The 26,635-nt window shown below is 54.4% G+C and carries 18 protein-coding genes and 1 tRNA gene; 17 read left to right on the top strand and 2 right to left on the bottom strand.

The window, feature by feature from the left end:
• Positions 1-33: 33 nt before the first annotated feature.
• The 9 genes from ACFOWX_RS09870 (at position 34) to ACFOWX_RS09910 (ending at position 9,776) form a co-directional block, all read left to right on the top strand.
• Positions 34-1,965: a hypothetical protein gene (locus ACFOWX_RS09870; protein WP_381423639.1), complete on the top strand. Its 1,932-nt coding sequence runs from the start codon at positions 34-36 to the stop codon at positions 1,963-1,965.
• Between the two features lie 40 nt (positions 1,966-2,005).
• On the top strand, positions 2,006-3,379 hold the full coding sequence (locus ACFOWX_RS09875) for a glutamate--cysteine ligase (protein WP_381423641.1): 1,374 nt from the start codon (positions 2,006-2,008) through the stop codon (positions 3,377-3,379).
• Between the two features lie 171 nt (positions 3,380-3,550).
• On the top strand, positions 3,551-5,809 hold the full coding sequence (locus ACFOWX_RS09880; protein WP_381423643.1) for a TonB-dependent receptor: 2,259 nt from the start codon (positions 3,551-3,553) through the stop codon (positions 5,807-5,809).
• 119 nt (positions 5,810-5,928) lie between these two features.
• Positions 5,929-6,004, top strand: a tRNA-Trp gene (locus ACFOWX_RS09885).
• A 195-nt stretch (positions 6,005-6,199) separates the two neighbouring features.
• Entirely contained in the window at positions 6,200-6,397 is a 198-nt protein-coding gene (gene secE / locus ACFOWX_RS09890) for a preprotein translocase subunit SecE (RefSeq protein ID WP_381423645.1), read from the top strand.
• A gap of 35 nt (positions 6,398-6,432) precedes the next feature.
• Positions 6,433-6,969, top strand: coding sequence for a transcription termination/antitermination protein NusG (gene nusG, locus ACFOWX_RS09895; RefSeq protein ID WP_381423648.1), 537 nt, complete (start codon positions 6,433-6,435; stop codon positions 6,967-6,969).
• Between the two features lie 338 nt (positions 6,970-7,307).
• Entirely contained in the window at positions 7,308-8,207 is a 900-nt protein-coding gene (locus ACFOWX_RS09900) for an alpha/beta hydrolase fold domain-containing protein (protein WP_381423651.1), read from the top strand.
• A gap of 208 nt (positions 8,208-8,415) precedes the next feature.
• Complete coding sequence (locus ACFOWX_RS09905) at positions 8,416-9,072, top strand: hypothetical protein (RefSeq protein ID WP_381423653.1); 657 nt, start codon at positions 8,416-8,418, stop codon at positions 9,070-9,072.
• Between the two features lie 8 nt (positions 9,073-9,080).
• A complete protein-coding gene (locus ACFOWX_RS09910; protein ID WP_381423655.1) occupies positions 9,081-9,776 on the top strand; it encodes a PIN domain-containing protein in 696 nt (231 codons plus the stop codon).
• Between the two features lie 158 nt (positions 9,777-9,934).
• Here the strand turns inward: ACFOWX_RS09910 and ACFOWX_RS09915 are convergent, their stop codons facing one another.
• Complete coding sequence (locus tag ACFOWX_RS09915) at positions 9,935-11,944, bottom strand: GMC family oxidoreductase N-terminal domain-containing protein (protein ID WP_381423657.1); 2,010 nt, start codon at positions 11,942-11,944, stop codon at positions 9,935-9,937.
• 291 nt (positions 11,945-12,235) lie between these two features.
• Between ACFOWX_RS09915 and rplK the strand changes: the two genes are divergently transcribed.
• The 8 genes from rplK (at position 12,236) to ACFOWX_RS09955 (ending at position 26,239) form a co-directional block, all read left to right on the top strand.
• Positions 12,236-12,664, top strand: coding sequence for a 50S ribosomal protein L11 (gene rplK / locus ACFOWX_RS09920; protein ID WP_381423659.1), 429 nt, complete (start codon positions 12,236-12,238; stop codon positions 12,662-12,664).
• A gap of 4 nt (positions 12,665-12,668) precedes the next feature.
• Positions 12,669-13,367: a 50S ribosomal protein L1 gene (gene rplA / locus ACFOWX_RS09925; RefSeq protein WP_381423661.1), complete on the top strand. Its 699-nt coding sequence runs from the start codon at positions 12,669-12,671 to the stop codon at positions 13,365-13,367.
• Positions 13,368-13,679: 312 nt separating this feature from the next.
• Positions 13,680-17,852: a DNA-directed RNA polymerase subunit beta gene (rpoB, locus tag ACFOWX_RS09930; protein ID WP_381423663.1), complete on the top strand. Its 4,173-nt coding sequence runs from the start codon at positions 13,680-13,682 to the stop codon at positions 17,850-17,852.
• A gap of 124 nt (positions 17,853-17,976) precedes the next feature.
• Positions 17,977-22,218, top strand: coding sequence for a DNA-directed RNA polymerase subunit beta' (gene rpoC / locus ACFOWX_RS09935; protein ID WP_381423665.1), 4,242 nt, complete (start codon positions 17,977-17,979; stop codon positions 22,216-22,218).
• Positions 22,219-22,306: 88 nt separating this feature from the next.
• Positions 22,307-22,936, top strand: coding sequence for a LysE family translocator (locus ACFOWX_RS09940; RefSeq protein WP_381423667.1), 630 nt, complete (start codon positions 22,307-22,309; stop codon positions 22,934-22,936).
• 88 nt (positions 22,937-23,024) lie between these two features.
• On the top strand, positions 23,025-24,302 hold the full coding sequence (locus ACFOWX_RS09945; protein ID WP_381423669.1) for an efflux RND transporter periplasmic adaptor subunit: 1,278 nt from the start codon (positions 23,025-23,027) through the stop codon (positions 24,300-24,302).
• The gene (locus tag ACFOWX_RS09950; protein WP_381423671.1) at positions 24,286-24,999 is read left to right on the top strand and encodes an ABC transporter ATP-binding protein; all 714 of its coding nucleotides are present in this window, start codon (positions 24,286-24,288) and stop codon (positions 24,997-24,999) included. Before ACFOWX_RS09945 ends, ACFOWX_RS09950 begins: the two co-directional genes overlap by 17 nt.
• The gene (locus ACFOWX_RS09955) at positions 24,992-26,239 is read left to right on the top strand and encodes an ABC transporter permease (protein WP_381423673.1); all 1,248 of its coding nucleotides are present in this window, start codon (positions 24,992-24,994) and stop codon (positions 26,237-26,239) included. The genes ACFOWX_RS09950 and ACFOWX_RS09955 overlap by 8 nt, the downstream gene beginning before the upstream one ends.
• A 29-nt stretch (positions 26,240-26,268) precedes the next feature.
• On the opposite strand, the gene ACFOWX_RS09960 is transcribed toward ACFOWX_RS09955, so the two are convergent.
• Entirely contained in the window at positions 26,269-26,574 is a 306-nt protein-coding gene (locus ACFOWX_RS09960; protein WP_381423675.1) for a hypothetical protein, read from the bottom strand.
• Positions 26,575-26,635: the final 61 nt, after the last annotated feature.

Below are 26,635 nucleotides of genomic sequence, written 5' to 3' on the forward strand. Positions count from 1 at the left end.
ATGTTAATTATTATATGCCATATGTAGAACGGTATGTTGAGGAGACATCCCCTTCGGGCCGTCTGTGTTTTATTGCTGACCGTGCTTTTTGCCTTGCCCTTCGTTCCGGCAAGCGCCGATTTGCGTGCGCCTGGATGGTGGGATCCCGATGGTATCGCGGCTGGTAGCGATTGGCATTACCGCGTTCCCGTTACGCTGCCCGCTAACGCCTCCGTTAACAGCACGGCAAAGGTAAATGTCGATTTTGCATCGTTGATGACCCAGCTTGGCATATCGGGCAGCTTTGATGTAAATTCCGTGCGCGTCGTCCGCCCCGGGGGCAGCTTGGTCACGGTGCAGGAATATACCGATACGCTGTTCAACGATGCTACCGATGCCACCGGCAATAATCGCGGCGAAGTGAAGTGGATCGTTCAGGATGGCGGCGCGCAAACCTATTATATCTATTTCGACATCACCCAAAATGGTGCCAAGCCTGTCAATCCGCAAAGCCCGATTAACGCCAACTTTGAACGCGCTACCACTGGTCAGGCAAGCCCGACCGGATGGACCGGGAGCGCGGTGGCAGGCTATGATGCTCAGGCACGGCCCAATGAAACCGTCACAGTCTCAGATCAGACAACGGTGGCCACAAATGGAAATGCGAACAGCGGCAGTTTTTCCTATCTGCTGGGTGCGCGTTCCGCTGTGGATGGCAACGGCGCGGACCGCGCCACATTGACCCGCACATTTACCGTGCCAGCAACCAACCCCGGCAACATCACCGTCCGCTGGAAACCGCAGGGGTGGGACAGCGCCGCCAATGGCGCCACACAATATGATTTCATCCGCATTGATATTGTCGGCACATCCACCAGCGAGCTTGTCGGCCCAACGGCGGGCAACTATGCGACCCGGCCTTTTTCGCCCAATTTCCGGGTAGGCGCGCAGTCAGCAACGCAATCTGGCTATGGCCCCTATAATGGCTGGGACAATACCAGCACAGGAACCCACACACAGGGGATGACGGTTGCACAAGGCAGCGAGCCTTGGTGGACCTACTCCCAATCCTTGGCAGGATTTGAAGGGCAGACGGTGACGCTTCGTTTTCGCACCACGCATGTTGCGACTTTTCGCAGCTGGTTTTTGGTCGACGATATTGAATGGTCGGTCGTCAACGGCACGCTCGGCATCGCCGAAGCCTATGGCGTGGCAGGAACTATCGCAGCCTCGGTTGCACCGGGGGAAATATTGTCGGTCAGCGCCAGTGTCGATGCCAATCCCACGGCGGCAACATTGCCGGTTACCGCCAGCATTTTGAACAATAGCGGCGCAGTCGTCGCCTCCGGCATTCGCTTGTATAATGACGGGACGCATGGTGATGCGGTTGCGGGAGATGCCATATGGACCAATAATGGCACCGATCCGGCCAATCCCACTTATACGATCCCCCTCGCCACGCCGGCCAGCAGCGGTTGGACCTTGCGAATATTTGCCAAGGACGCGAGCAGCAGCACATCGGGCGCCGCAAATAACGGGCTGGTCCGCCGCAATGGCGCGCCAACAGCTCAGACTGAGGCCAATTACTGGAATATCGACGACCGCAATTTCGATGTGGCAGGGGCCAGCCTATCGACCACGAAAATCAGCCAAGTGCTGTCCGACGGCGTGAGCGCCGCCAACCCGAAAGCTGTACCGGGCGCATTGGTGCGTTATTGCATCACCATTTTCAATAGCGGCCCATCAGCCGCAACCAGTATCAGCTTAACCGACGCCATTCCTGCGAATCTGACGTATGTGGCGGGGTCCATGGCCAGCGGCGCAAGTTGCGGCGCGGCAAGCACAGCGGAAGATGATAATGCCACCGGTACTGACGAAAGCGATCCCATTGGCGCTTCGTTCAGCGGATCGGCAATTACCGCGACAAATACGACGCTGGCATCCGGAGCCAGCATGGCGCTGACCTTTAACGTCACCGTCAATTAAGGTCTATGCAGCGGCAAAATTGCTGCCTAAAGCGGGGGCCATGAGCACGCGAACCGTATCAAATCGCAACGATCCTGTGATCGAAAGTCGCGACCAGTTAATCTTGCCGATGCAGCAGGGTGAAAAACCCAAAGAGCGTTGGCGCATTGGCACGGAACATGAAAAATTTGTCTATTGCACAAAAGATTTTCATGCGCCGTCCTATGACGAAAAAGGCGGAATACGTGATCTGTTGATGGCACTCACCGAATTTGGGTGGGAACCGATCATCGAAAATGACAAAGTCATCGCGATGAAGGGTGATGACGGCACAGTTAGTCTCGAGCCCGCCGGGCAGCTCGAATTATCCGGCGCGCCACTCGACAATCTCCATGAAACCTGCGCGGAAACCGGACGGCATCTGGAACAAGTCAAAAAAATCGGCGCGTTAACCGGCAAAGGCTTTTTGGGGCTGGGACTGTGGCCGGATAAAAAGCGTAGCGACCTGCCGATCATGCCAAAGGGCCGTTATGCGATCATGCTGAACCATATGCCCCGCGTGGGCAGCATGGGGCTCGACATGATGCTGCGCACCTGCACCATCCAAGTCAATCTCGACTATAGCAGCGAAGCTGATATGGTGAAGAAATTTAGGACCAGCCTCGCATTGCAACCGCTCGCGACAGCGTTATTTGCCAATTCGCCCTTTTTGGAGGGCAAGCCAAACGGTTTTCTGTCTTATCGCAGCCATATCTGGTCCGATACCGATCCGCACCGCACCGGTATGTTGCCCTTCGTGTTTGAGGACGGGTTTGGCTATGAACGCTATGCTGATTATATGCTCGATGTGCCAATGTATTTTGTGTATCGCGATGGCAAATATATTGATGCGGCGGGCCATAGCTTCCGGGATTTTCTAAACGGTGAATTGTCGGTCTTACCCGGTGAAAAGCCGATGGTTTCCGATTGGGAAGATCATATGTCGACCGCCTTTCCAGAGGTCCGGCTCAAAAGCTTTTTGGAAATGCGCGGGGCCGATGGCGGACCATGGAACCGGATATGCGCTCTGCCCGCCTTTTGGGTCGGCTTGCTGTATGATCAATCGGCGCTTGATGCCGCGTGGGATGAGGTCAAACAGTGGACGATGGAAGAACGTGAGGCGCTGCGCAATGCGGTGCCAAAGCTGGGACTAAAGACGCCTATTCCGGGCGGCAGGACGCTTCAGGATATAGCCGGACGGATACTCGACATATCCGCATCCGGCCTCGCGGCACGGGCACGCCTGAATAAAAGCGGCGATAATGAAACCGGCTTTCTCGATCCTTTACGCGAAATTGTGACCAGCAAAATGACCATGGCCGACCGGTTGCTCGCAAATTATCATGGCAAATGGCAAGGCGACGTGAGTAAAGTTTATGACGAGATGAGTTTCTAACGCCTCGGATTGCGGGTCAGCCACACTGTAACAAATTCGCCACAAATCTGCTGAATCGCTCTGCTGCAGGCTGGCTTTGCTTGACGCAAGGCAGGCTTTGTATCAATTCGCGTTCGAACAGCGTTAAGCTTCGAAATTTTCCTCTAAAATAACTGCTTCAAGGAATATCTTATGCGCAGACCAATATCCTATTTTGCATCCGCCATTGCCATCGCGGCCACGTTGACCATCGCGCCAGCGGTTCAGGCGCAGGACGATACTGCGGCGGCCGATGCCGAAGGCCTTGATGAGATTGTTGTCACAGCGCAGCGTCGCAGCGAAAACCTTCAAGATGTGCCCTTGTCGATTGACGTGGTGTCGGGCGATAAGCTGAGCGCGATCAATTCGGGCGGCGGCGACATTCGCGCGCTTGCAGGCCGCGTGCCCAGCCTGAATATCGAAAGCTCTTTTGGACGCACATTTCCGCGTTTCTATATCCGCGGTCTTGGCAACACCGATTTCGATTTGAACGCATCACAGCCGGTGAGCCTGGTTTATGATGATGTCGTTCTGGAAAACCCCATCTTGAAAGGCTTTCCGGTTTTCGACGTCGAACGGGTTGAGGTATTGCGCGGACCGCAAGGCACCTTGTTCGGCCGCAACACCCCTGCAGGCATTGTCAAATTCGACAGCGCCACGCCGGAGAAAAAGGGCGGATATCTGAAAGTCGGCTATGGCCGGTTCAATTCGTTCAATAGCGAAGGCGCGGCCACCATCGACATGGGTGATCAATTTGCCGTGCGCGTATCCGGCCTTTATCAACGCCGTGATGATTGGGTCGACAATATCGACACACCCGATGACAAGGATTTGGAAGGCTATCGCGACTTTGCGCTGCGCGTTCAATTTCTGGCGACCCCTACCGAGAATCTGTCTTGGCGGCTCAGCGGACAGTTTCGCGATTACAACGGCTCAGCACGCGTCTTCCGGGCGAATCTATTTGCAACGGGCAGCAACGACCTGGTCGGATTGGGCGGCGCGACAACCGACTTTGACCGCTTTGTCACCCGCGCAGATGGAATTAATTTTCAACGATTGAAAACCTACAATGCGACCAATAATATTGAATGGGATTTGGGCGCCGTCACCTTGACCTCGGTATCCTCTTATTGGGGCGGCCGTTATGCCAGCCGCGGCGATATTGACGGCGGCTTTGGTAATCAGTTCGCGCCGTCACAAGGCCCAGGCTTCATTCCCTTTTCCGCGCAAACCGAAGACCGCGTTCCGTCGCTGCGTCAATTGACTCAGGAACTGCGTATTGCATCCAATAATGATGGCGGCCTGGGTTATCAGGCTGGATTTTTCTATTTTGACGAAAAACTGCGCATCGAAACGTTGGATTATGGTTCACCGCAGGATGTGAGCGCCGATGCGATCGCGCTGCAGGATCAACGCAGCAAAGCGTGGGCACTGTTCGGATCGGTGAATTATAAAACCGAAAACGGCCTGACGCTGCAAGCAGGTGCGCGGTATAATGACGACAAACGCGACTTTGTGGCATCGCGCCCCGTCGACACTCGCCCCGGCTTTTTGGGCTTTGGCGGACCCGTTGCAAATCAGTTTAGCAAGGTGGATAGCCAAGTTTTGACTTGGGATGTGAGCGCGCTTTACCCTGTCAATGACGATGTGAATCTCTTCGCCCGTGTGGCCCGTGGTTACCGCGCGCCGTCGATCCAAGGGCGGCTCGCCTTTGGCCGGTCCAACTCGGTCGCACGTGAAGAAAAAACCATGTCTTATGAAGCGGGCGTCAAAAGCGAATTTGGCGGCATCGCCCGGCTCAACCTGACTGGATATTATTCCGACACCGAAGATTTGCAGCTAACCGCCGTCGGCGGCGCATCCAACTTCACCACCTTGCTGAACGCGGACAAGGTAACCGGTTATGGCGTGGAAGCCGAATTTGAGCTGCGCCCTGCCGCTGGCCTCGAATTTACCGTTGGTGCTTCCTATAATAAAAATGAGATTAAGGACCCCAACGCCTTTGTCGCGGGATGCGCATCGGCGTGTACCGTGCTTGATCCGCAACGTACGGGCAGCCCGGGTATTTTCTCAATCAATGGCAACCAATTGCCGCAATCGCCAAAATTCAGCGCCAACTGGACCGCTGGCTATTCAGCGCCTGTGGGCGGCGGTGAGCTATATGCTTATACCGATTGGGCTTACCGGTCGAAAATCCAATTCTTCCTGTATGAATCCACCGAATTTAGCAGCGACAATTTACTCGAAGGCGGATTGCGGCTCGGCTATCGCACCGATGCTTTTGACATTGCCGCCTACGTCCGCAACATTACCGACGCAGAAGAAGCCGTCGGCGGTATTGATTTCAACAACCTAACCGGCTTCGTCAATGAACCGCGCATATGGGGCGTTGAGGCTGGCTTTAAATTTTAAGCTGATTTTGTTATAAGGCGCGGGGCGGGTTAAAATCCCTCCCCGCCGCTTTGCCCCTTGCTCCACCTGAAAAGTCGCGTTAAGGGGCCTATCGTTCGGCATCGTAAGAGCCGGGCTGCAGGAGTTTAGCTCAGTTGGTAGAGCATCGGTCTCCAAAACCGAGGGCCGTGGGTTCGAGTCCCTCAACTCCTGCCATTTTATCATCAAAGCCTGTTCCAATCGCGGCAAGGGCGTTGGCAATAATTCTTGCCATATCCCGAATCCGCGATTAGAGGGATGGTCATTCCAAAATCGGAACCTATATAGCTCTCGGCCCCTAAAGCCGGAGCGAGCAGGCTTATCTGCAAATCAGGTCCGGTATGGGAATATCGAATTTTGAGGAATATCATTATGGCAAAAGTCAGTCCCGGCAATTTCATGCGTCAAGTGAAGGACGAAGTGAATAAGGTCGTTTGGCCCACGCGTCAGGAAACCGTGCAGACTGCCATCATGGTGCTTATTATGACGATCATATTGGCATTTTTCTTCCTAAGCGTGGATGGCATTTTCGCTTGGGTCGTCAAACAATTGCTCGCACTCGCAAATTAATCCGCGCTAAACAGACGCATAGGGAAATTTTTACAATGGCACGTTGGTACATCATTCACGCCTATTCCGGATTTGAGAATAAGGTCCGTGACCAGATCCTTGCCGAGGCAGAGCGTTTGGACCTGACCCCGCTGGTTGAAGCGGTCGAAGTGCCCACCGAAGAAATTACCGAAGTGCGCCGCGGTAAAAAAGTAAAGTCGGAACGCAAATTTTTCCCCGGTTATGTGCTGGCGAAATTGACCATGACCGATGATGTCTATCACCTTGTCAAAAATACCGGCAAAGTCACAGGCTTTTTGGGCAACAATGGCAAACCGCAAGCGATCAGCGAAGCCGAAGCCGCTCGCATCCTGAATACCAAGGAAGAGCTGGAATCGGCACCCAAAAAACGGGTCAGCGTCGATTATGAAATTGGCGATCAGGTTAAAGTGCTGGGCGGACCGTTTGCCAGCTTTAACGGCGCAGTCGAAGAACTCGATTTCGACAAAAACCGCGTCAAGGTTTCGGTGTCCATCTTTGGCCGCGCGACGCCGGTTGAACTCGACTTTGAAGAAGTTGAACTGGTTAAGTAAGGTCAGTTTTTTTGGGCCGGTCTTGTATCGATAACAAGGCCGCGTTGTTGCTCAGGCTATTGTTAGCCAGCTTGCTGAAAATTACAGCGCGGGAGATAGATTCCCGCCTGCGCGGGAATGACGGTGTGCATGAAGCCGGGTAGCAGCGCATCGTCAGGCCAATATGCCGTCCTTCTGCCCTTCTGTCCTTGTCCGCAAACGCCGGACCGAAATCGCTGGCACAAACTCCATCCCCTAACCCAGCCCCAAGCAGATTCAGCTCCCCCGCAACGTAACCATTGCACCCCCGCGCAATAACGGGCAGCATCGCGGCAGGTTACCAGAAGGGGGAGAATATCATGGTAAGCATTTCGGCAAGGCTGACCGCATTTGCGTTAAACACCACCGGCTTTGCGAAAAAGAATTTCACCGGCGGACCCGATATGGAGGACCGCTTGCGCGCCCTGCAACGCCGACCGCCTGACCTGCCGAGTGCGCGGGACCGGCGGCGCGTGGATATTCGCGAGACGACGCTGTCCGGCCGTTCGGTGTGGCATTTTGCGCCAAAGGACCAAGCGCCCACCGCGCATATGCTGTTTTTCCATGGCGGCGGTTATGTGATGCCGCCCAGCGCCTTTCACTGGAGCTTCCTTGCCCATATGGCGCATACGCATGGCATGGCGATCACCGCGCCGTTATATCCGCTCGCGCCCGATCATCATGTGGATGAAATTGCCGCCTTTGCGCTTGATGCCTACCGCGCGTTTTTGGATAGCCATGACGGCCCCTTCATCATGGGCGGGGATAGCGCGGGCGCGGGGATGACGGCGATGGTGGCGCAGGCAGCCCGCGATCAAGCCTTGCGCAGCGCATCGGGCCTATTGCTGATCTGCCCCTGGCTCGATGCGTCGGCCTCCCATCCCGATCAGGCGCAGCTGGAGCGGCGCGACTGCATCCTGACCATCGGCGGCATCCGCCAAGCCGGCGAAGCCTACGCCCGCCCCGCCGCGCCCAGCGACCCGCGCGTCAGCCCGATCCACGGCAACTGGACCGGATTACCGCCGATATTATGCTACGCCGGCGGCGCGGACATACTCCTAACCGACGCCCGCGCGTTAAAGGCGAAATTGCCCGATATCCGCTATATTGAGCTAGACAATATGATGCATGACTGGCCCATCTTCTTCTTCCCCGAAAGCCGCAAAGCGCAAGCGGAGATGGCGAAGTTTGCGGCGGGGGTTGGGTATGGGGTGCGATGAGTGAAGATTGTGGCAAATTGAGATTGTCGGCTGTCGACGACATTTGCGACATTAGGGGAGCAATAATTATACGATGATAGCTGCCGTTCCGACGGCACTGAATTTTTATCAATTGTATAATTTTTTGGCGCACTGCTGTGTCGGAATTTATGATAGCTAACTTCGAAGTTTCAGGCTAACTTGGTTTGAAATCTGCTGAGAGTTTGGGATGGCGAAAAAAATCGAAGTTTTTCAAGATATGAGAATTCAAGGGCCACTCGAAAAACGGTCTGATTTGCGTTTGGCGTTAATAGCAGCAGCGATCGCTCCTTGGCGATTTGACCTAGAGAAGTCAGACCAAGTTGCGCGCAATGCTGGAACCTCAGAAGACGTGCTTCTGTTTCGTTGTGAGGCTAGTACTAATCACCCGGCGGCAGGGCTAACGCTGTGGGGCATCCCTGAAGGTTATTATGTTCCCAATATAGTTCCGATGCAAAATGGCAGCCTTTCGTTTTCTCAGTATAATGCCGTTTTGCAAAGCTTTTTGGTTTGTGTGGTTCAGCCTATCGTGGAAAAATTTGGCTTTGAAGTTAGCATCACCAAGCCCAGTCAGGATATCGACGACTGGCTATCGTTAAACGCTGCGACCAAACTGCGACGCTTTTCAGGTGCAGCCAATAAATCAACTGGTGCAAGTCACCCAATGGATAAACGTCGTTGGTTTGACTTCATTATCGCCGTTCATCGCAACGGGGAAGATTTGGGTAGCGACCGCTTGGCGCGCTGGCTTCACGAAATTGAAGGATGGGATGAAGAAACAGCTCACGATCTTGCGGGTGACTTCGAGAACGCCCTCACTCTGCTTACTCACTATGACGAAAACTGAGCCAGAAGTTGATCACCGACGCATTACTGTTGGCTGATTTGCCAGTGTTGTTCGTCGACACATGCTCCATTCTGGATATCTTTCGGGATCCCACTCGCAAAACGGCAAAGCCACATGAGATGCAGGCCGCCGTTGACGTCGTGCGTGCGGCAGAGATGGGCACCATTCACTGCTTCATGGCGGAACAGGTTAAGACAGAATTTACAGAGCACGATTTGCGGGTACAAAAAGAAACAATAGAAAAATTGAAAATGGCCCGAGATCAGATTGAGCGAGCCAACAAGCTGGCGACCGTTTTCGGCGTGACAAGTAATGTGGACCTAACCCATCTTGATGATTATGTCGATCAAGCACGGTCCGTCGTTGAACGCTGGCTAACTAAGCTTCAAACAATAATCCCAAGTCAAGATGTACACCGCAGGGCATTTTTACGCGTCAATGCAAAGAGAGCCCCAGCGACTCAGGGCAAAGAATCGACAAAAGACTGTCTTATTTATGAGACCATTTTGGAAAAGGCATGCGCGATTCGCGCAGCAGATTGCGCCGCCCCAATGGTGTTTCTTTCATCAAATACGAAGGATTATTGCACGCAGGGCAGTATACTTAAAGGCGATATTGTTGACGACTTTGGTAAACTTGACCTGCAGTTCGCTTCAAATATGAGCGCGGCAAAACACTTTCTCGGCCTCAAAACGCTCACATAGTCGGTCCAAATGGCTCTAGAGATTCTGTCGGAACGCCCGAATGTCGGCTTACCGCCAATCATTTGTTAAATCCGGACAGTCAGCTCCCCCAAACAAAGCTGCTATAGGCAAATTGCTCGCCTCCTACCCCAACTAACCCCCCCCCCCCCCCCTCACCCTCACCCCACCGCAAACGGGTCGCCCCTTCCCGTCGCGTATTCCGCTATTGCCATCGTTGTGAAATGGGCGTTTACGCGGATGCAGCTGGGGAAGACGCTGGCGTCGGTGACCATTACATTTTCGGTGCCGTGGACGCGCAGATTTTCATCGACGACGCCTTGGGCCGGGTCGGTATGGATCGGGTTGCCGCCTTGCGGGTGGCTGCTCGATAGGGTTACGTCATCGGATTCGCGTATCGCCTCGGCAAAAAAAGCGTCCACATCCATATCCGGGGTCAGCGTCTGACCGCGCAGCAAGGCGGGGTATAGCTCTTTTGCGCCATGGGCAAAATGCACTTTGGCAAGCGTTGCCATCGCCCGCCGCAGCAGCGGCAGGTCGGTGTCCTTGTCCAATTTGAAATGCAGCTTGCCATCCTCTATCCGCCCGCGCCGGTCGGCGGGGAACAGGACGCCTGCCGATACGACATTATTATAATTGCGCATCCGGCGGTGATGTTCGTCAAACCAACCCGGCATCATCGCCGCCATCGACATGGGCGGTTGGAAATGCGATTCCAGCAGATATTCGCCGCAATCGACAACGGTGGCCATTTGATCTTCATCCCAGCAGGGCGTTCCGCCCTCCCCCATCAACGCGATAATCGGTGAGGCGACGTTAAGCGATATGCCGGTTCCCGTGCCGCCAATCTGACTGCGATGCAAAAGCTTGCTGGACGCGATGGTTCCGGCGGCAACGATGACGCCGACCCGCGCCATAATGTCCCGTTCATATCCGTCCTCCAATATTGCCTTCACCCCGATGGCACGGCGTTTGCCGCCGCCCGGCTGATCATGCCAGAGGATCGATTCCACCTTTGTGTCCGCCAATATCCGCGCGTCATGCAATTGGCAGGCATCCAAAAGGTAGCTTTGCCCTGTGCCCAATTTCCGGCCATAGGGGCATCCGGTGTTGCAATATCCGCAATAGGCGCAGGCTTGATCGGTGCCGGGCGGTCCGTAATTTTTGTTGAACCAACCCTTGGCCGCGGCCTTCACCATGGGATCATCCGACGACGCCGCATATTTCGCCCATGCCTGCAGCAGATGCGGGCCGTTGCGCCGGCCGCTGCGCTCTTCGATCTTGCGTATGCCCAGCCGCTGCTGCACCGTGTCATAGGCTTGGGTCAAGGCGCCTTCATCAATTGGCGCGCCCAGGCTGTGCCACTGCGCCAGCACATCTTTTGCCATGGGATGCCGGATATCGGGGTCTTTGATACGCAGGCAAATGCCATTATTGACCGTGGACGACCCGCCGACATTGCGCCCCTGAAACACGACAAAGTCGTTATCCTTGCTGGTTTGCAGCGAACCATGCTTATACAGCCGCGCGGCCATTTGCCGTTCTTCATGGGTGATTTGCGCCGATGGCAAATGCGGGCCCGCCTCTATCACCAGCACTTTATATCCGCGCGCCGCCATATTCGCTGCCGACACCCCGCCGCCTGATCCCGATCCCACAATGATGATGTCGATATCATCCGGGATGTTGCCTTCATGGACGAAATGCTGATGCGTCAAATCACGCCCCTCGATTAAGGTGATGGGCATTTCGCCGCCGGCCCGCTGCCGGAATTTCGGCAAGGTGAAGCCGATTTGCTTTAGCACGGGGTTATCCTCGTTATCCTCCTCGCTCGCGCCCTGCCAATGGCCGAAATAGGCGGCGTAGATCAAACCGCGCAGCCGGGCGATGTCCTGCAATATGTCGATTTGCGAATTTTGCAGACGGTCTTTGATCCGTTCACGCCGCGTTTCCACCGAAGATTGGTTGAAAAAAGGCGCCAGCGCAAGGCTCGCGGCGGTGACCGATAGGCTGATTTCTTTTTCCTTGGTCCCGCCGATCAGGCGCATTTGCGTTTGCAGATTGTCCACGACCTGCGCGGGCGTGATTGCCATGTCCACGCCGTCAAACAGCGCCTCGGCAAATGCTTCCAGAAAACGGCATTGGATTTGGTCAAACGGATTGCGCATCATCTTCCCCTGGGAACGAGTTTGGGTGCCGATAGTCCGGCCGGTGCGATCCGATATTTTTCTGCGGCTGCTTGTATCAGCAGGCGCGGCATCATGCCAAGGGGATATTTGCGAAGCGCATTTGGAAACTTATGGCTTCCCTTAGCTGCCATTTTCGCTTAAGGGCCGCGCTTCCCATTCAACAGAATCGGATACATCATGCGGGAGGTTGACCGATAATCAGCCGTCTGACCGCTTAATTTGATCCGCTGTGATGACATCATCGCCGCGGAAACAGAATGAAAGGAGGCCATAATGGCCAAGAAGATTGACGGCTATATCAGCCTGCAAGTCCCTGCGGGATCTGCAACACCATCACCCCCTATCGGCCCAGCATTGGGTCAGCGCGGCGTGAATATCATGGAATTTTGTAAAGCGTTTAACGCAGCAACCAGCGACTTGGAAAAGGGTGCGCCCATTCCAACAAAGATCACTGTTTTTGCGGATAAAAGCTTTACCTTCATCACCAAAACCCCGCCTGCCAGCTATTTGATCAAAAAAACGCTGAAGCTGAAATCGGGTTCGAAAGAGCCGGGTAAAATCAGCGCGGGTAAAATCACCCGTCAGCAGCTGGAAGAAATCGCGACCATCAAAATGGCTGACCTGAATGCCAATGACATGGATGCAGCGGTAAAAATTATTGCAGGTTCGGCTGTGGCCATGGGCCTGACGGTGGAGGATTGATCTTATGGCAAAACCATCAAAAAAAGCAAAAATGATTGCTGAAAAATTGGACGCCGAAAAATTATACGGCGTTGATGAAGCCATCAAGACGTTGAAAGAATTCGCATCCGCGAAATTCGATGAAACAATCGAAGTGGCGATGAATTTGGGCGTTGATCCCCGTCATGCCGACCAAATGGTGCGCGGTATGGTTTCGCTGCCTGCTGGAACCGGTAAAGATATGCGCGTTGCGGTTTTCGCACGCGGTGACAATGCCGACAAAGCCACTGCTGCGGGTGCAGACAAGGTTGGCGCCGAAGACCTGATGGAAGATATGCAGGCCGGTAACCTGAATTATGACCGCGTTATCGCAACCCCCGACATGATGGGTATTGTGGGCCGTTTGGGTAAAGTATTGGGTCCAAAAGGCCTGATGCCAAATCCAAAGCTGGGCACCGTAACTCCGAATGTGGAGCAGGCCGTTAAGGATGCGAAATCCGGTCAGGTGGAATATCGCGTTGAAAAAATGGGCATCATCCACAGCGGTATCGGTAAGAAAAGCTTTTCCGACGCCGATCTGCGCAAGAATTTTGATGCTCTGGTAAATGCCGTAATCAAAAGCAAGCCGTCGGGATCAAAGGGCAAATATGTCCGTAAAATCTCGGTCAGCAGCTCCATGGGCCCCGGTTTGAAAATTGACTTGGGTGATGTAGAAGGCGTTTAATTCCGCCAATATTGCAAAAATTAAGAAAGGGGCTGTCCGCGATGACGGCCCCTTTTTTCGTGATGGGTTGCAGACCGCTGCGCGTTGACAAGCGGCCCGCCTGGTCTTATATACCCAAACAACACCAGACATTTTCGGAACAAGTCCTGCCGTCGCGCAGCGGGGTTTACGCATTGAATTTGAATGGTTTCACCGACGCGATAGGCTGTATGACTCGACCCTTTTTTGGGGCCCGATGTTATGCGGCCTTTTTCTGTCGGTATTTTGCGTTTCAACAAACGACTTAATGTAAGCGAGGCTTAGAAATTTTCCATGGCATCCAAAGTGGCTCCCAAAAACACCGCCCCTACAGCGCGCAAGCGCCGCATCCGTAAAATCTTCGGCAATATCCATGAAGTAATCGATATGCCGAACCTGATCGAGGTTCAGCGCGAAAGCTATGATGAATTTCTGCGCTCCGATCCGTCACGCGGATATGTGTCCGGCCTTGAAAAAACGCTGCGCAGCGTTTTTCCTGTGCGCGATTTTGCCGGCACGTCGGAACTGGACTTTGTCCATTATGAGCTGGAAGAGCCCAAATATGACGTTGAGGAATGCCGTCAGCGCGGGATCACGTATGCGGCGCAGATGAAAGTAACTTTGCGCCTGATCGTGTTTGAGGTTGACCCCGACACCGAAGCACGCAGCGTTCTCGATATTAAAGAGCAAGACGTTTACATGGGCGATATGCCCTTGATGACGCATAACGGCACGTTCTTCATCAACGGGACCGAGCGTGTTATCGTATCGCAAATGCACCGTTCGCCGGGCGTTTTGTTCGACCATGATCGCGGTAAAACCCATGCTTCGGGCAAATTCCTTTTTGCCGCTCGCGTTATTCCCTATCGTGGCAGCTGGCTCGATTTCGAATTTGACGCCAAGGACATCGTCAATGTTCGCATCGACCGTAAGCGCAAATTGCCGGTCACGACGTTGCTCTATGCCCTTGGGTTGAACAGCGAAGAGATTTTGGCGCAATTTTATAACCGCGTGACATTTGAACGGGCGAAGGACGGGTGGAAAATTCCGTTCAATGCCGAACAATGGCGTGCATCCAAACCGCTATTTGATCTGGTCGATGCGAAATCAGGCGAGGTTGTATTTCCCGCAGGTCAGAAAATCACGCCGCGCGGCGCAAATAAAGCCGTCAAGGATGGCTTGACCGAATTGCTGATCCCGACCGAAGAGATTTTTGGCCGCTATTCCGCGTTTGATCTGATCAACGAAAAAACCGGTCAGATTTATATCGAAGCCGGTGATGAAGTTACCGCCGAAAATCTGGAAATGCTGGATAAGGCCGGAATTGACAGCTTAGAGCTGCTCGATATCGATCATGTCATTACAGGCGCATGGATGCGCAACACATTGAAAGCGGATAAAGCCGAAAACCGCGATATGGGCCTTGATGCCATTTACCGCGTCATGCGCCCCGGTGAGCCGCCAACCCGCGAAACCGCTGAGGCTTTGTTTGAAGGCTTGTTCTTCGATCCAGAGCGTTATGATCTGTCGGCTGTTGGCCGAGTGAAGTTGAATATGCGCCTCGAACTGGACGCGCCCGATGACAAGACCACGTTGCGCAACGAAGACATCCTTGCGGTTGTCAAAGAGCTGGTGAACCTAAAAGACGGTAAGGGTGAGATTGACGATATCGACAATCTCGGTAACCGCCGCGTGCGTTCGGTCGGCGAATTGCTGGAAAACCAATATCGTGTTGGCCTGCTGCGGATGGAGCGTGCGGTTAAAGAGCGGATGTCGAGCGTGGACGTATCGACTGTGATGCCCAACGACCTGATCAACGCGAAGCCAGCGGTAGCTGCGGTCCGCGAATTTTTCGGCTCGTCACAGCTATCGCAATTTATGGATCAGACCAATCCCCTGTCGGAAGTCACCCATAAACGCCGCGTTTCGGCGCTTGGCCCAGGCGGTTTGACCCGTGAACGCGCTGGTTTCGAAGTCCGCGACGTTCACCCGACCCATTATGGCCGCATCTGTCCGATTGAAACACCGGAAGGTCCGAATATCGGCCTGATCAACTCGCTGTCGTCATTCAGCCGCGTCAACAAATATGGCTTTATCGAAACGCCTTACCGCGTCGTCAAAGACAGCAAGGTCACCGATGAAGTGCTCTATCTGTCCGCGATGGAAGAGCAGAAGCATACGGTTGCGCAGGCCAATGCCGAAATCGACGAAAATGGCATGTTGACCGAAGATTTGATCTCGGCGCGCGAAGCCGGCGAATTCCTGATGGCGCCGCGCGAACAGATCACCTTGATGGACGTCAGCCCGAAACAGCTGGTGTCGGTTGCCGCGTCGCTCATTCCCTTCCTGGAAAATGATGACGCAAACCGCGCGCTTATGGGATCGAACATGCAACGCCAGGCTGTACCTTTGCTGCGTGCAGAGGCACCGTTTGTCGGCACCGGTATGGAAGAAACCGTTGCCCGCGATTCCGGTGCAGCCATTGCGGCCCGCCGCAGCGGTATCGTCGACCAAGTGGACGCAACGCGTATCGTGGTCCGTGTCACTGGCGAAGTTGAAGCCGGTCAGTCGGGCGTCGATATTTATACGCTGCAAAAATTCCAACGGTCGAACCAGAATACCTGCATCAACCAAAAACCGTTGGTGAAGGTGGGCGAAGAAGTGGTTGCTGGCGACATTATCGCCGACGGCCCATCGACACAGCTGGGCGAATTGGCACTGGGTAAAAACAGCCTCGTCGCTTTTATGCCTTGGAATGGCTACAACTATGAAGACTCCATCTTGATCAGCGAGCGGATCGTGAAGGATGACGTCTTTACCTCGATCCATATCGAAGAATTCGAAGTGATGGCCCGCGATACCAAGCTGGGCCCAGAAGACATCACTCGCGACATTCCCAATGTGGGCGAAGAAGCGCTTCGTAGCCTTGACGAGGCAGGCATTGTCTATATCGGCGCAGAAGTGCATCCTGGTGACATTCTCGTCGGCAAGATCACACCAAAGGGCGAAAGCCCGATGACACCGGAAGAAAAGCTTCTGCGTGCCATTTTCGGTGAGAAGGCATCTGACGTGCGCGACACCTCGCTGCGTTTGCCGCCGGGCGTTGCAGGTACAGTTGTTGAGGTCCGCGTGTTTAACCGTCACGGCATCGACAAAGACGAACGTGCGATGGCGATTGAACGCGAAGAGATCGAACGGCTCGCCAAGGACCGTGAAGATGAACGGGCCATTTTGAACCGGGCAACCTTCAACCGTCTGCGCGATATGGCCGTGGGTCAAACCATTGCGTCTGCTCCCAAGCCCCTGAAAAAAGGTGATGTCATCACCGAAGAGAGCCTGGAGCAGCTTGACCGCTATGAATGGTGGAAAATCGCCGTTGCTGACGACAAGGTCCAAGGCGATTTGGAAGCCGTCAAAACGCAATATGATGATGCTGTGAAGCTGATCGTTGAGAAATTCGAAGATCGGCGTGAAAAGCTGGAACGTGGTGACGAAATGGCACCGGGTGTTCTGAAAATGGTCAAGGTATTCGTGGCGGTGAAGCGCAAGCTGCAACCGGGGGACAAGATGGCCGGTCGTCACGGTAACAAGGGTGTGATTTCGCGCATCCTGCCCGCCGAAGATATGCCCTTCCTTGCGGATGGTACGCCGGTTGACATCGTGCTCAACCCACTGGGCGTGCCAAGCCGTATGAATGTCGGTCAGATTTTCGAAACCCATTTGGGCTGGGCCGCGCGCGGTTTGGGTAAGAATATCCAAGCAGCGTTGGAAGATTGGCATCATGCCAACCCGAACCCCGAAGCAGGCGCACCGCCCGAAGCCGTCCGGGAACAAATGACCCGCGCTTATGGCGATGCCTATGCCGCAGATGTGAAAGCGCGCAGCGACGCGGAAATCATCGAAATGGCGCAGCATCTTACCGATGGTGTTCCGATGGGCACGCCAGTGTTTGACGGCGCACGCGAAGCCGATGTGACCGACATGCTGGAGCTTGCGGGCCTCGACAAATCGGGACAAAGCGACCTGTTCGATGGCCGCACCGGTGAACAGTTCGACCGCAAGGTGACCGTCGGTTATATCTATATGCTGAAACTCCATCACCTTGTGGATGACAAGATCCACGCTCGGTCGATCGGTCCCTATAGCCTCGTTACGCAGCAGCCGCTGGGCGGTAAGGCGCAATTTGGCGGACAGCGTTTCGGGGAAATGGAAGTCTGGGCATTGCAAGCCTATGGTGCGGCTTACACGCTTCAGGAAATGCTCACGGTCAAATCCGATGACGTTATTGGCCGGACCAAGGTTTATGAAAGCATCGTCAAAGGCGATGACAGCTTCGAAACCGGCATTCCCGAAAGCTTTAACGTGTTGGTCAAGGAAATGCGGTCACTCGGCCTCAATATCGGCCTGAAGTCATTTGATGACGAAGAAGGTGACGAGCCCGACGCATTGCCGGAGGCAGCGGAATAAATCTACTTCACCCCTCCCGCCTGCGGGAGGGGCCGGGGGTGGGAGATACCTGCCCAAAGTTGACACAGCCCACCCCTAACCCCTTCCGCAAACGGGAGAGGAAAAAGGGAAAGAGGAAATAAAAATGAACGAACTTTCAAAATTCAGCAATCCCGTCGCCAAGATTGAAACCTTCGACCAGATTCAAATTGGTATCGCGAGCCCGGAAAAAATCCGCAGCTGGTCCTTCGGTGAGATTAAAAAGCCAGAAACCATCAACTACCGTACTTTTAAGCCGGAACGTGACGGCCTGTTCTGCGCGCGCATTTTTGGTCCGGTGAAGGATTATGAATGCCTGTGCGGCAAATATAAGCGGATGAAATATAAAGGCGTCGTATGCGAAAAATGCGGCGTTGAAGTCACCGTAACCAAAGTCCGCCGCGAACGGATGGGTCATATTGAACTGGCCGCGCCGGTTGCGCATATCTGGTTTCTGAAATCGCTGCCTTCGCGTATCGGCCTGCTGCTTGATATGCAATTGAAGCAGCTGGAGCGCGTGCTCTATTTCGAAAATTACATCGTCACGGAACCCGGCCTCACCGCGCTGGAAAAATTCCAGCTGCTCACCGAAGATGAATTGCTGGATGCGCAGGATGAGTATGGCGAAGATGCGTTCACCGCTGCGATTGGTGCAGAAGCGGTCAAGCAAATGCTCATGGACCTGGACCTCGAACAAGAGCGTGATGACCTGCTGACCGAACTTGCCGAAACCAAATCGGCGTTGAAGCCCAAGAAGATTATTAAGCGATTGAAAGTCGTCGAAAGCTTCATCGATTCCGGCAACAAACCCGAATGGATGATCCTTGACGTCATTCCCGTCATTCCGCCAGAATTGCGTCCGCTCGTGCCGCTCGACGGTGGCCGTTTTGCGACCTCGGACTTGAACGATCTGTATCGCCGCGTGATCAACCGGAACAACCGTTTGAAGCGCCTGATCGAACTGCGTGCGCCCGACATTATCGTGCGCAATGAAAAGCGGATGTTGCAGGAATCGGTCGATGCACTGTTCGACAATGGCCGCCGCGGCCGCACGATTACCGGCGCAAATAAACGCCCGCTGAAATCTTTGTCCGACATGCTGAAGGGTAAGCAGGGCCGTTTCCGTCAAAACTTGCTCGGTAAGCGCGTTGACTATTCGGGTCGTTCGGTGATTGTGACCGGTCCTGAATTGAAACTGCATCAATGCGGCCTGCCAAAGAAAATGGCGCTCGAACTGTTTAAGCCCTTCATCTATTCCCGCCTCGACGCAAAGGGTCTTTCCATGACCTTGAAGCAAGCGAAAAAATGGGTCGAAAAAGAGCGTAAGGAAGTGTGGGATATTCTGGATGAGGTTATCCGCGAACATCCCGTAATGCTCAACCGTGCGCCCACGCTGCACCGTTTGGGCATTCAGGCATTTGAGCCTGTGTTGATCGAAGGCAAAGCGATTCAGCTTCACCCGCTGGTTTGCTCGGCCTTTAACGCCGACTTTGACGGTGACCAAATGGCTGTCCACGTCCCGCTCTCGCTCGAAGCACAGCTTGAAGCGCGCGTATTGATGATGTCCACCAACAACATATTGTCGCCGGCCAATGGTAAGCCGATCATCGTTCCTTCACAGGATATGATTTTGGGCCTCTATTATCTGTCGATGGACCGTCAGGGTGAACCGGGCGAAGGCATGATGCTGACCGATATGGCCGAAGTGCATCAGGCGTTGGAAGTAGGCGCCGTAACGCTGCATTCGAAAGTTATCGCCCGCGTGCCGCAAACCGATGACAAAGGCAATGAACATATGGTGCGGTTCGAAACCACACCGGGCCGGATGCTTATCGGGGAATGCCTGCCGAAATCCTTCAAGGTACCATTTGATGTCGTCAACCGGTTGCTGACCAAGAAAGAAGTCGGCGATGTGATTGACCAGGTCTATCGTCACACCGGCCAGAAGGACACCGTCCTGTTCGCCGACGCGATCATGAGCCTTGGTTTCCGCCATGCATTCAAAGCAGGTATTTCCTTCGGTAAGGATGATATGATTATCCCCGAAGAAAAAGAAGGCATGGTTGCTGCGACAAAGGCAGTTGTTGCCGATTTTGAACAGCAATATCAGGACGGCCTGATCACGCAGCAGGAAAAATATAACAAGGTTATCGACGCCTGGTCGGGTTGTGGTGACCGCGTTGCGGCGGCCATGATGGATAAGATTAAAGCTGCGCCGATTGATGAAAATGGTCGTCAGGCACAGCCCAACTCAATCTATATGATGAGCCATTCGGGCGCTCGTGGTAGCCCAGCGCAGATGAAGCAGCTGGCCGGTATGCGCGGTCTGATGGCGAAACCGTCGGGTGAGATCATTGAAACGCCGATCATCTCAAACTTTAAAGAAGGTTTGACCGTTTTGGAATATTTCAACTCCACCCACGGGGCGCGTAAGGGCCTTGCGGATACGGCGTTGAAGACTGCGAACTCCGGTTATTTGACCCGCCGTCTGGTTGACGTGTCGCAGGATTGCACGATCGTTGAAGAAGACTGCAAAACCGAACGGGCGCTTGAAATGCGCTCCATTGTTCAGGGCGGCAGCACCATTGCGTCGCTCGCCGAACGTGTCCTTGGCCGCACCACTGCCGAGGATATTATGGACAATGACGGCAAGGTGATGTTCAAAGCGGGCACGCTGCTGGATGAAGCCATGGTTGCCGCCATGGAAGAAACCGGTCTGCAGGCTTTGAAAATCCGCTCGCCACTGGTGTGCGAATCCAAAGTTGGCGTTTGCGGCACTTGCTATGGCCGTGACCTTGCACGCGGTACGCCAGTGAATATCGGGGAGGCTGTTGGCGTTATCGCGGCACAGTCGATCGGTGAACCGGGTACACAGCTGACCATGCGTACATTCCACATTGGCGGCGCAGCGACGCTGAATGAACAATCCAATTTGGAAGCATCGTCCGACGGTAAAATCAAATATCGCGACTTGCCTGTCATCGTTGACAAGCGCGGTCGCCGCCTTGCGATGGCCCGCAGCGGTGAGATCATCATCCTCGATAAGGAAGGGCGTGAGCTTGAGATTCACCGTCTGCCTTACGGTGCGCTGATCCACTTTGCCGAGGGCGATAGCGTGAAAGCAGGTGAGCGGATGGCCGAATGGGATCCATTCACCTTGCCGCTGATCACCGAAAAGCCCGGCGTGGTTAAGTTCCAGGATTTGATCGACGGACGCACGCTCGCCGAACAAACCGACGAAGCCACCGGCATTTCGCAGCGCGTGGTCACCGAAGATCGTGCGGTAGGCAAAGCCAAAGCACAAGACCTTCGCCCGCGCCTGACCTTGCTCGATGGCGACAGCGGGGAAGCCGCGAAATATATGCTGGGTATCGGAACGATGCTGTCGGTTGAGGATGGGCAAGAGGTTGAAGCAGGCGATGTCATCGCCCGTGTGACCCGCGAGTCAGCGAAAACCCGCGACATTACCGGTGGTTTGCCGCGCGTTGCCGAATTGTTCGAAGCACGCAAGCCAAAAGATTGCGCGGTTATCGCCAAGATTTCTGGCCGTATCGAATTTGTCCGCGACTATAAGGCGAAACGCAAAATCGCCATCGTTCCAGAAGAAGGCGATCGCGTCGAATATCTGATTCCTAAGGTAAAGGTATTGGACGTTCAGGAAGGCGATTTCGTGCGTAAAGGCGATAATTTGATTTCCGGTTCGCCCGATCCGCATGATATTCTCGAAGTTATGGGCATTGAAGCTCTGGCCGAATATCTGGTTGCCGAAATTCAGGAAGTGTACCGTCTGCAGGGCGTGAAGATCAACGATAAGCATATCGAAACGATCGTCCGTCAAATGCTGCAGAAAGTGGAAATCACCAATGGCGGTGACACGACATTGCTTCCCGCAGAGCAGGTCGACCGCGAAGAGATGGACGAATATAACGCGAAACTGCCCAAGGGTAAGGCAAAGGCAGAAGGCAAGCCGATATTGCTCGGTATTACGAAAGCATCTTTGCAAACCCGCAGCTTCATTTCGGCGGCATCCTTCCAGGAAACCACCCGCGTGCTTACGCAGGCGTCGGTTGAAGGTAAGAAGGATATCCTGACCGGCTTGAAAGAAAACGTCATTGTCGGCCGGTTAATCCCAGCCGGTACGGGCGCTGCCATGAACCGCGTGCGTATCGCAGCGACTAGCCGCGATGCCGCATTGCGGGCCAGCTATAAAAAGCTGCAGGACAGCATGATGGAAGAAGAGGCAGCAAAGCAAGCAGCCAAATTGGCTGCCAAGGCCGAAGCCGCCGCCGATGTGGCCGTTGCCGAAGCTCCTGCCGAGGAAGCCGCTACGAGCGATAGCGCCGAATAAGCGCTCTATCATCTGACAAAATTGAAACCCCGTTTAAGCGTGTCTTAAACGGGGTTTTTCTTTGGGCATTTTTGGCGTTAAAGGGTTCATGCCGCCCCTTGAAACTATATTGCTATTCTTCTTTGCCGACCTTGCAATCTGCCTGACCCCGGGGCCTGCGACCATCGTCACGGCCGGTCATGCGGCGAGCGGCGGGATAAGAGGCGCATTGGGCCCAATAGCGGGCATCCACGTTGGCAACTTCATATGGTATACCCTGTCGGCTTTTGGCCTCACCGCTCTTATCACTTCGGCTCCTGATATATATACCGCGTTAAGATGGGGCGGGGCGGCCTATTTATTATGGATGGGTTACCGGATGATCGCGCATAGCTCCAACCCGTTCATCCCGGGAGCAAAAGCCCGCAACACGCGATTTTGGCCCGGCTTTGGCAGCGGGCTTGCCGTCCATATGTCGAACCCAAAGGCGCTGCTTTTCTACGCCAGCTTTTTACCGCAATTCATTGATCCGAAATTGCCAGTCACACAGCAAATATTGGTTTTCGCTGGCATAACGGTCATCACCGAAAGCATCGGCCTATTCACCTATGCAGGCCTGACCGCGTCCGCCCGCAAGGCCGCCGCGCGCCGGTTTGTCGCATTTCCTTTTGATAAAATTGCCGGATCGGTGCTGATCGGTGCGGCAATCATCATGGTCGCCGTGAATAGCCGCTTTTGATTTTTGACTGGCGGCAATCAATTATATCTGGCCTTTATGTGTGTTGCCTGTATAAGTCACCTATGGCGAATGAACAGCGGGTAATGGAATGATCAAGAAAATCGGGGCTTGGATTAAACGGCATCCAATATGGTCGGCAATCATTGGACTGGTTACTGTGTTCATCGCGTACAACATATTAAAGCCGGCACAGCCAGAATACGAATATCTGACCGACACCGTCGTGAAGGGCGATATTGTCCGCAATGTATCGGCGAGCGGTAAGCTGAGAGCGCTAAACACCATCAATGTGGGTGCAGAGGTTTCGGGGCAAATCACCAAAGTCTATGTCGATTATAACTCGCCCGTAACTAAAGGACAGGTGCTAGCGGTGATTGATCCCACCCGCGTCGGGGCCCAAGTCAATCAGGGTGAGGCACAGGTTGCATTGGCACAGGCCGGACTACAACAGGCGCAAGCCAATGCCGAAAAAGCCCGCAGCGACCTTGCCCTGCAACAGCGCAATTTTGCGCGGCGCAAGGCGCTGGCCGATAAAGGTTTTCTGTCCAAGGCCGATCTTGATTTGGCCGAAACGCAGCTGATCGCCGCCCGCAATGCTGTGCAGGTCACGCAGACTCAGATTAACAGCAGCCGGGCCCAAATCCGTCAGGCAGGCGCGCAGCTATCGTCATCTCGGCTCGATCTTAATCGGACCAATATTGTCGCGCCGGCCAGCGGTGTCATTATCAACAAGCTGGTAGAGCCGGGAACCACCGTGGCGGCGAGTTTCCAAACCCCCAATCTGTTTGAAATCGCGGCCGACATCACCAAAATGCAGGTAGAAGCATCGGTGGATGAAGCCGATATCGGGCAAGTGAAAGAAGGTCAGAATGTTACCTTCACCGTCGATAGTTACCCCGACGATATATTCAAAGCCAAGGTCCGCCAAGTACGCCAAGCGCCGGTCGAAAGTCAGAATGTCGTCAGCTATCTTGTCATCATCGACGTCGATAATCTGGAGGGTAAGCTGCTGCCCGGAATGACCGCCAATATTGAAATCATCACTGGGTCGAAAAGCAATGTGACACGCGTGCCTAGCCCTGCCCTGCGGTTTCGTCCTCGCGCCGCCGACCGCGAAACACAGGACAATGGCGGCGAGAAAAAGCCCGACAAGCAAAAACGGCAGGCGCTCGTCTATGTTGCGACCAATGATCCCTATAAACCCAAAGCGCGGATCGTTACCATCGGCGTCGAAGGTGATGAATATACCGAAGTCATTAGCGGCTTGAAACCAGGCGAAAAAGTTCTGACCCGCACCAAATCATTGAAACCAAAAACCGAGGCTGAGGCTGATGCGGATACGGGGGAAGATGACTCCGCTTCTTGAAACCCGTGATCTGGTCAAAGACTTTACCATTGGCGGCGAAATCGTTCACGCCGTCAACGGGGTCAGCCTGACCATCGAAAATGGTGAATTTGTCGCGATCATGGGAACCAGCGGATCGGGCAAATCAACCTTTATGAATATGATCGGATGTCTTGATATTCCGACATCGGGCACATTGATGCTGGACGGTGTGGATACCAAGACATTGTCGAATGACCAGCTCGCCGAAATCCGGAATCAGAAAATCGGTTTCGTTTTTCAACAATTCAATCTGCTCGCCCGCACCAGCGCATTGGACAATGTGGCTGTGCCGCTGATTTACGCCGGTGTGCCGCGCGCCGAACGGCTCCGACTGGCCGAAGAAAAGCTCGTCGAGATGGGCCTTGGCGACCGGCTGCTCAATAGCCCTGCCAAATTATCCGGCGGACAGCAGCAGCGCGTGGCGATCGCGCGGGCGCTCGTGACAAAACCGCTCATGCTGCTCGCGGATGAGCCAACCGGGGCGCTAGACACGCAAACATCGCTCGACATTATGGCGGTGTTTCAATCGCTCAACGAAAAAGGTATCACCGTGATATTGGTCACGCATGAGCCGGATATTGCCGAATATGCGCAGCGCCGCGTCCTGTTCCGCGATGGCAAAGTCATCGACGATGCGCTGGTCAAAAACCGCAAGAGGACGTTGGCCAATGGCTAAGCTTCGGCAAAATCTGGCGGGCTGGGGCGTGAATGTCGCGATTGCCTTCACTGCGCTTGGCACCAATTTAATGCGGTCTGTGCTGACCACTTTGGGCGTGATGATAGGTGTGTTCTCCGTGATACTGGCCGTCGCCGTCGGCGCAGGAGCGCAGGTGTCGGTCACCGATTCCATCAGCGCGCTGGGCTCCAACATGGCGATTATTGTGCCGGAACCCGATAGTGACGGACCAAGGCGGCAAACCGACCGGGGCCGCCTGACCGAAAGAGATATTCGCGCGATCCAAAAACAAGTGCCTGGCATCATCGCCGCCGCGCCGCAGCTGCGCACCAGCGTGCAATTGGTGGCCAGCGGGCGTAACGCGACCACATTGGCGAGCGGTGTGACGCCGGCTTATGCGGTCGTTTCCAACCTGAATGTCGATGATGGCCGCTTCATCAATGATGGCGACGTCAATTCGGGTTCACGCGTCATGGTCATCGGCCAGACCGTGGCGACAAAATTATTCGGCAGTTTTGATCCGGTCGGCGAAACCGTGCGCGTCAACAACGTGCCCTTCACCATCATCGGCCTACTGGAAAGCAAGGGCAGCAGCTTTGGCAATGACAATGACGACACGATACTCGTCCCATTGAAAACCATGCGGCAACGGTTGATTGAAAATACGCAGCAAGGTCCCGATGACATTCATCTGGCCTTCGTTGGCTTTGACGATGAAGAAGCGCTAACCGCCGGGCAGAAGGAAATTAAGAGCCTGCTGCGCGACCGCTACCGTATCCCTGAAGGTAAGATTAGCCCCTTCACGGTCCGCACCACGACCGAAATTGCGGAAGTAACAGGCGAGGTCACTGGCATATTTCAGGCCGTCCTTGTTGCCATCGCGTCCATATCGCTATTGGTTGGCGGGATCGGCATTATGAATATCATGCTGGTCAGCGTCACCGAACGCACCCGCGAAATTGGCCTGCGCATGGCATTGGGGGCAAAGCGCACCGATATCCGCAATCAGTTTCTGGTGGAAGCGGCAGTGTTGTGCATCATTGGCGGCGGCATTGGCTTAATCCTTGCCAAGGGCGCGGCAATGGCATTTCAGGCCTATGCCGACTTTCCTGCGCCGATCAGTGTCGTGGTTGCCATCGGCGCTATCATCTTCTCTGCGCTCATCGGTCTGGCATTTGGCGGCTACCCGGCCATCCGTGCATCGCGCTTGTCGCCTATTGAGGCATTGCGCAGCGAATAACGCGGCACGATTAAGTTAGGGTCCGGACCCTAAATCGAACGATCCTGCTCCGCATCAATTTCCCGCTCTATATCGCGCAGATCGTCGCATGCGCCTTGGTCGCCATTCTCGCATTTATCCTGCGCTTTATCTCTCTTTCGCGCCAATTTGCCCAAATTCTCTTCTTTTTGGCGCAGCGCCCGCCCTCTTTTTTCGTCTGACTCCGATTGGCTGGTGGTCAGGACATCGGCGGTTTTGGAAACGACCTTAACGGGCGCGGTGACGACATCTTTGACAATCGACGTTACACAGCCGGACAGCAGGAAAGGCGCAGATAATAGAAGAAGAATTCGCATATTATTTCTCCCTTACTCGCGCTTAATATTCGGCTGCCGATTACGCCGCGATGAACGGTAG

The organism is Sphingorhabdus arenilitoris (genome assembly GCF_042651485.1).
Taxonomy (GTDB): domain Bacteria; phylum Pseudomonadota; class Alphaproteobacteria; order Sphingomonadales; family Sphingomonadaceae; genus Sphingorhabdus_B; species Sphingorhabdus_B arenilitoris.

Coding starts and splice junctions, on each gene's coding strand:
- ACFOWX_RS09915 (WP_381423657.1), bottom strand. CDS start 11,944: ATGATGCGCAATCCGTTTGACCAAATCCAATGCCGTTTTCTGGAAGCA.
- ACFOWX_RS09960 (WP_381423675.1), bottom strand. CDS start 26,574: ATGCGAATTCTTCTTCTATTATCTGCGCCTTTCCTGCTGTCCGGCTGT.
- nusG (WP_381423648.1), top strand. CDS start 6,433: ATGGCACGTTGGTACATCATTCACGCCTATTCCGGATTTGAGAATAAG.
- rpoC (WP_381423665.1), top strand. CDS start 17,977: ATGAACGAACTTTCAAAATTCAGCAATCCCGTCGCCAAGATTGAAACC.
- ACFOWX_RS09870 (WP_381423639.1), top strand. CDS start 34: ATGTTGAGGAGACATCCCCTTCGGGCCGTCTGTGTTTTATTGCTGACC.
- ACFOWX_RS09950 (WP_381423671.1), top strand. CDS start 24,286: ATGACTCCGCTTCTTGAAACCCGTGATCTGGTCAAAGACTTTACCATT.
- rplK (WP_381423659.1), top strand. CDS start 12,236: ATGGCCAAGAAGATTGACGGCTATATCAGCCTGCAAGTCCCTGCGGGA.
- ACFOWX_RS09900 (WP_381423651.1), top strand. CDS start 7,308: ATGGTAAGCATTTCGGCAAGGCTGACCGCATTTGCGTTAAACACCACC.
- ACFOWX_RS09955 (WP_381423673.1), top strand. CDS start 24,992: ATGGCTAAGCTTCGGCAAAATCTGGCGGGCTGGGGCGTGAATGTCGCG.
- ACFOWX_RS09945 (WP_381423669.1), top strand. CDS start 23,025: ATGATCAAGAAAATCGGGGCTTGGATTAAACGGCATCCAATATGGTCG.
- secE (WP_381423645.1), top strand. CDS start 6,200: ATGGCAAAAGTCAGTCCCGGCAATTTCATGCGTCAAGTGAAGGACGAA.
- ACFOWX_RS09880 (WP_381423643.1), top strand. CDS start 3,551: ATGCGCAGACCAATATCCTATTTTGCATCCGCCATTGCCATCGCGGCC.
- ACFOWX_RS09875 (WP_381423641.1), top strand. CDS start 2,006: ATGAGCACGCGAACCGTATCAAATCGCAACGATCCTGTGATCGAAAGT.
- rplA (WP_381423661.1), top strand. CDS start 12,669: ATGGCAAAACCATCAAAAAAAGCAAAAATGATTGCTGAAAAATTGGAC.
- ACFOWX_RS09940 (WP_381423667.1), top strand. CDS start 22,307: ATGCCGCCCCTTGAAACTATATTGCTATTCTTCTTTGCCGACCTTGCA.
- ACFOWX_RS09905 (WP_381423653.1), top strand. CDS start 8,416: ATGGCGAAAAAAATCGAAGTTTTTCAAGATATGAGAATTCAAGGGCCA.
- rpoB (WP_381423663.1), top strand. CDS start 13,680: ATGGCATCCAAAGTGGCTCCCAAAAACACCGCCCCTACAGCGCGCAAG.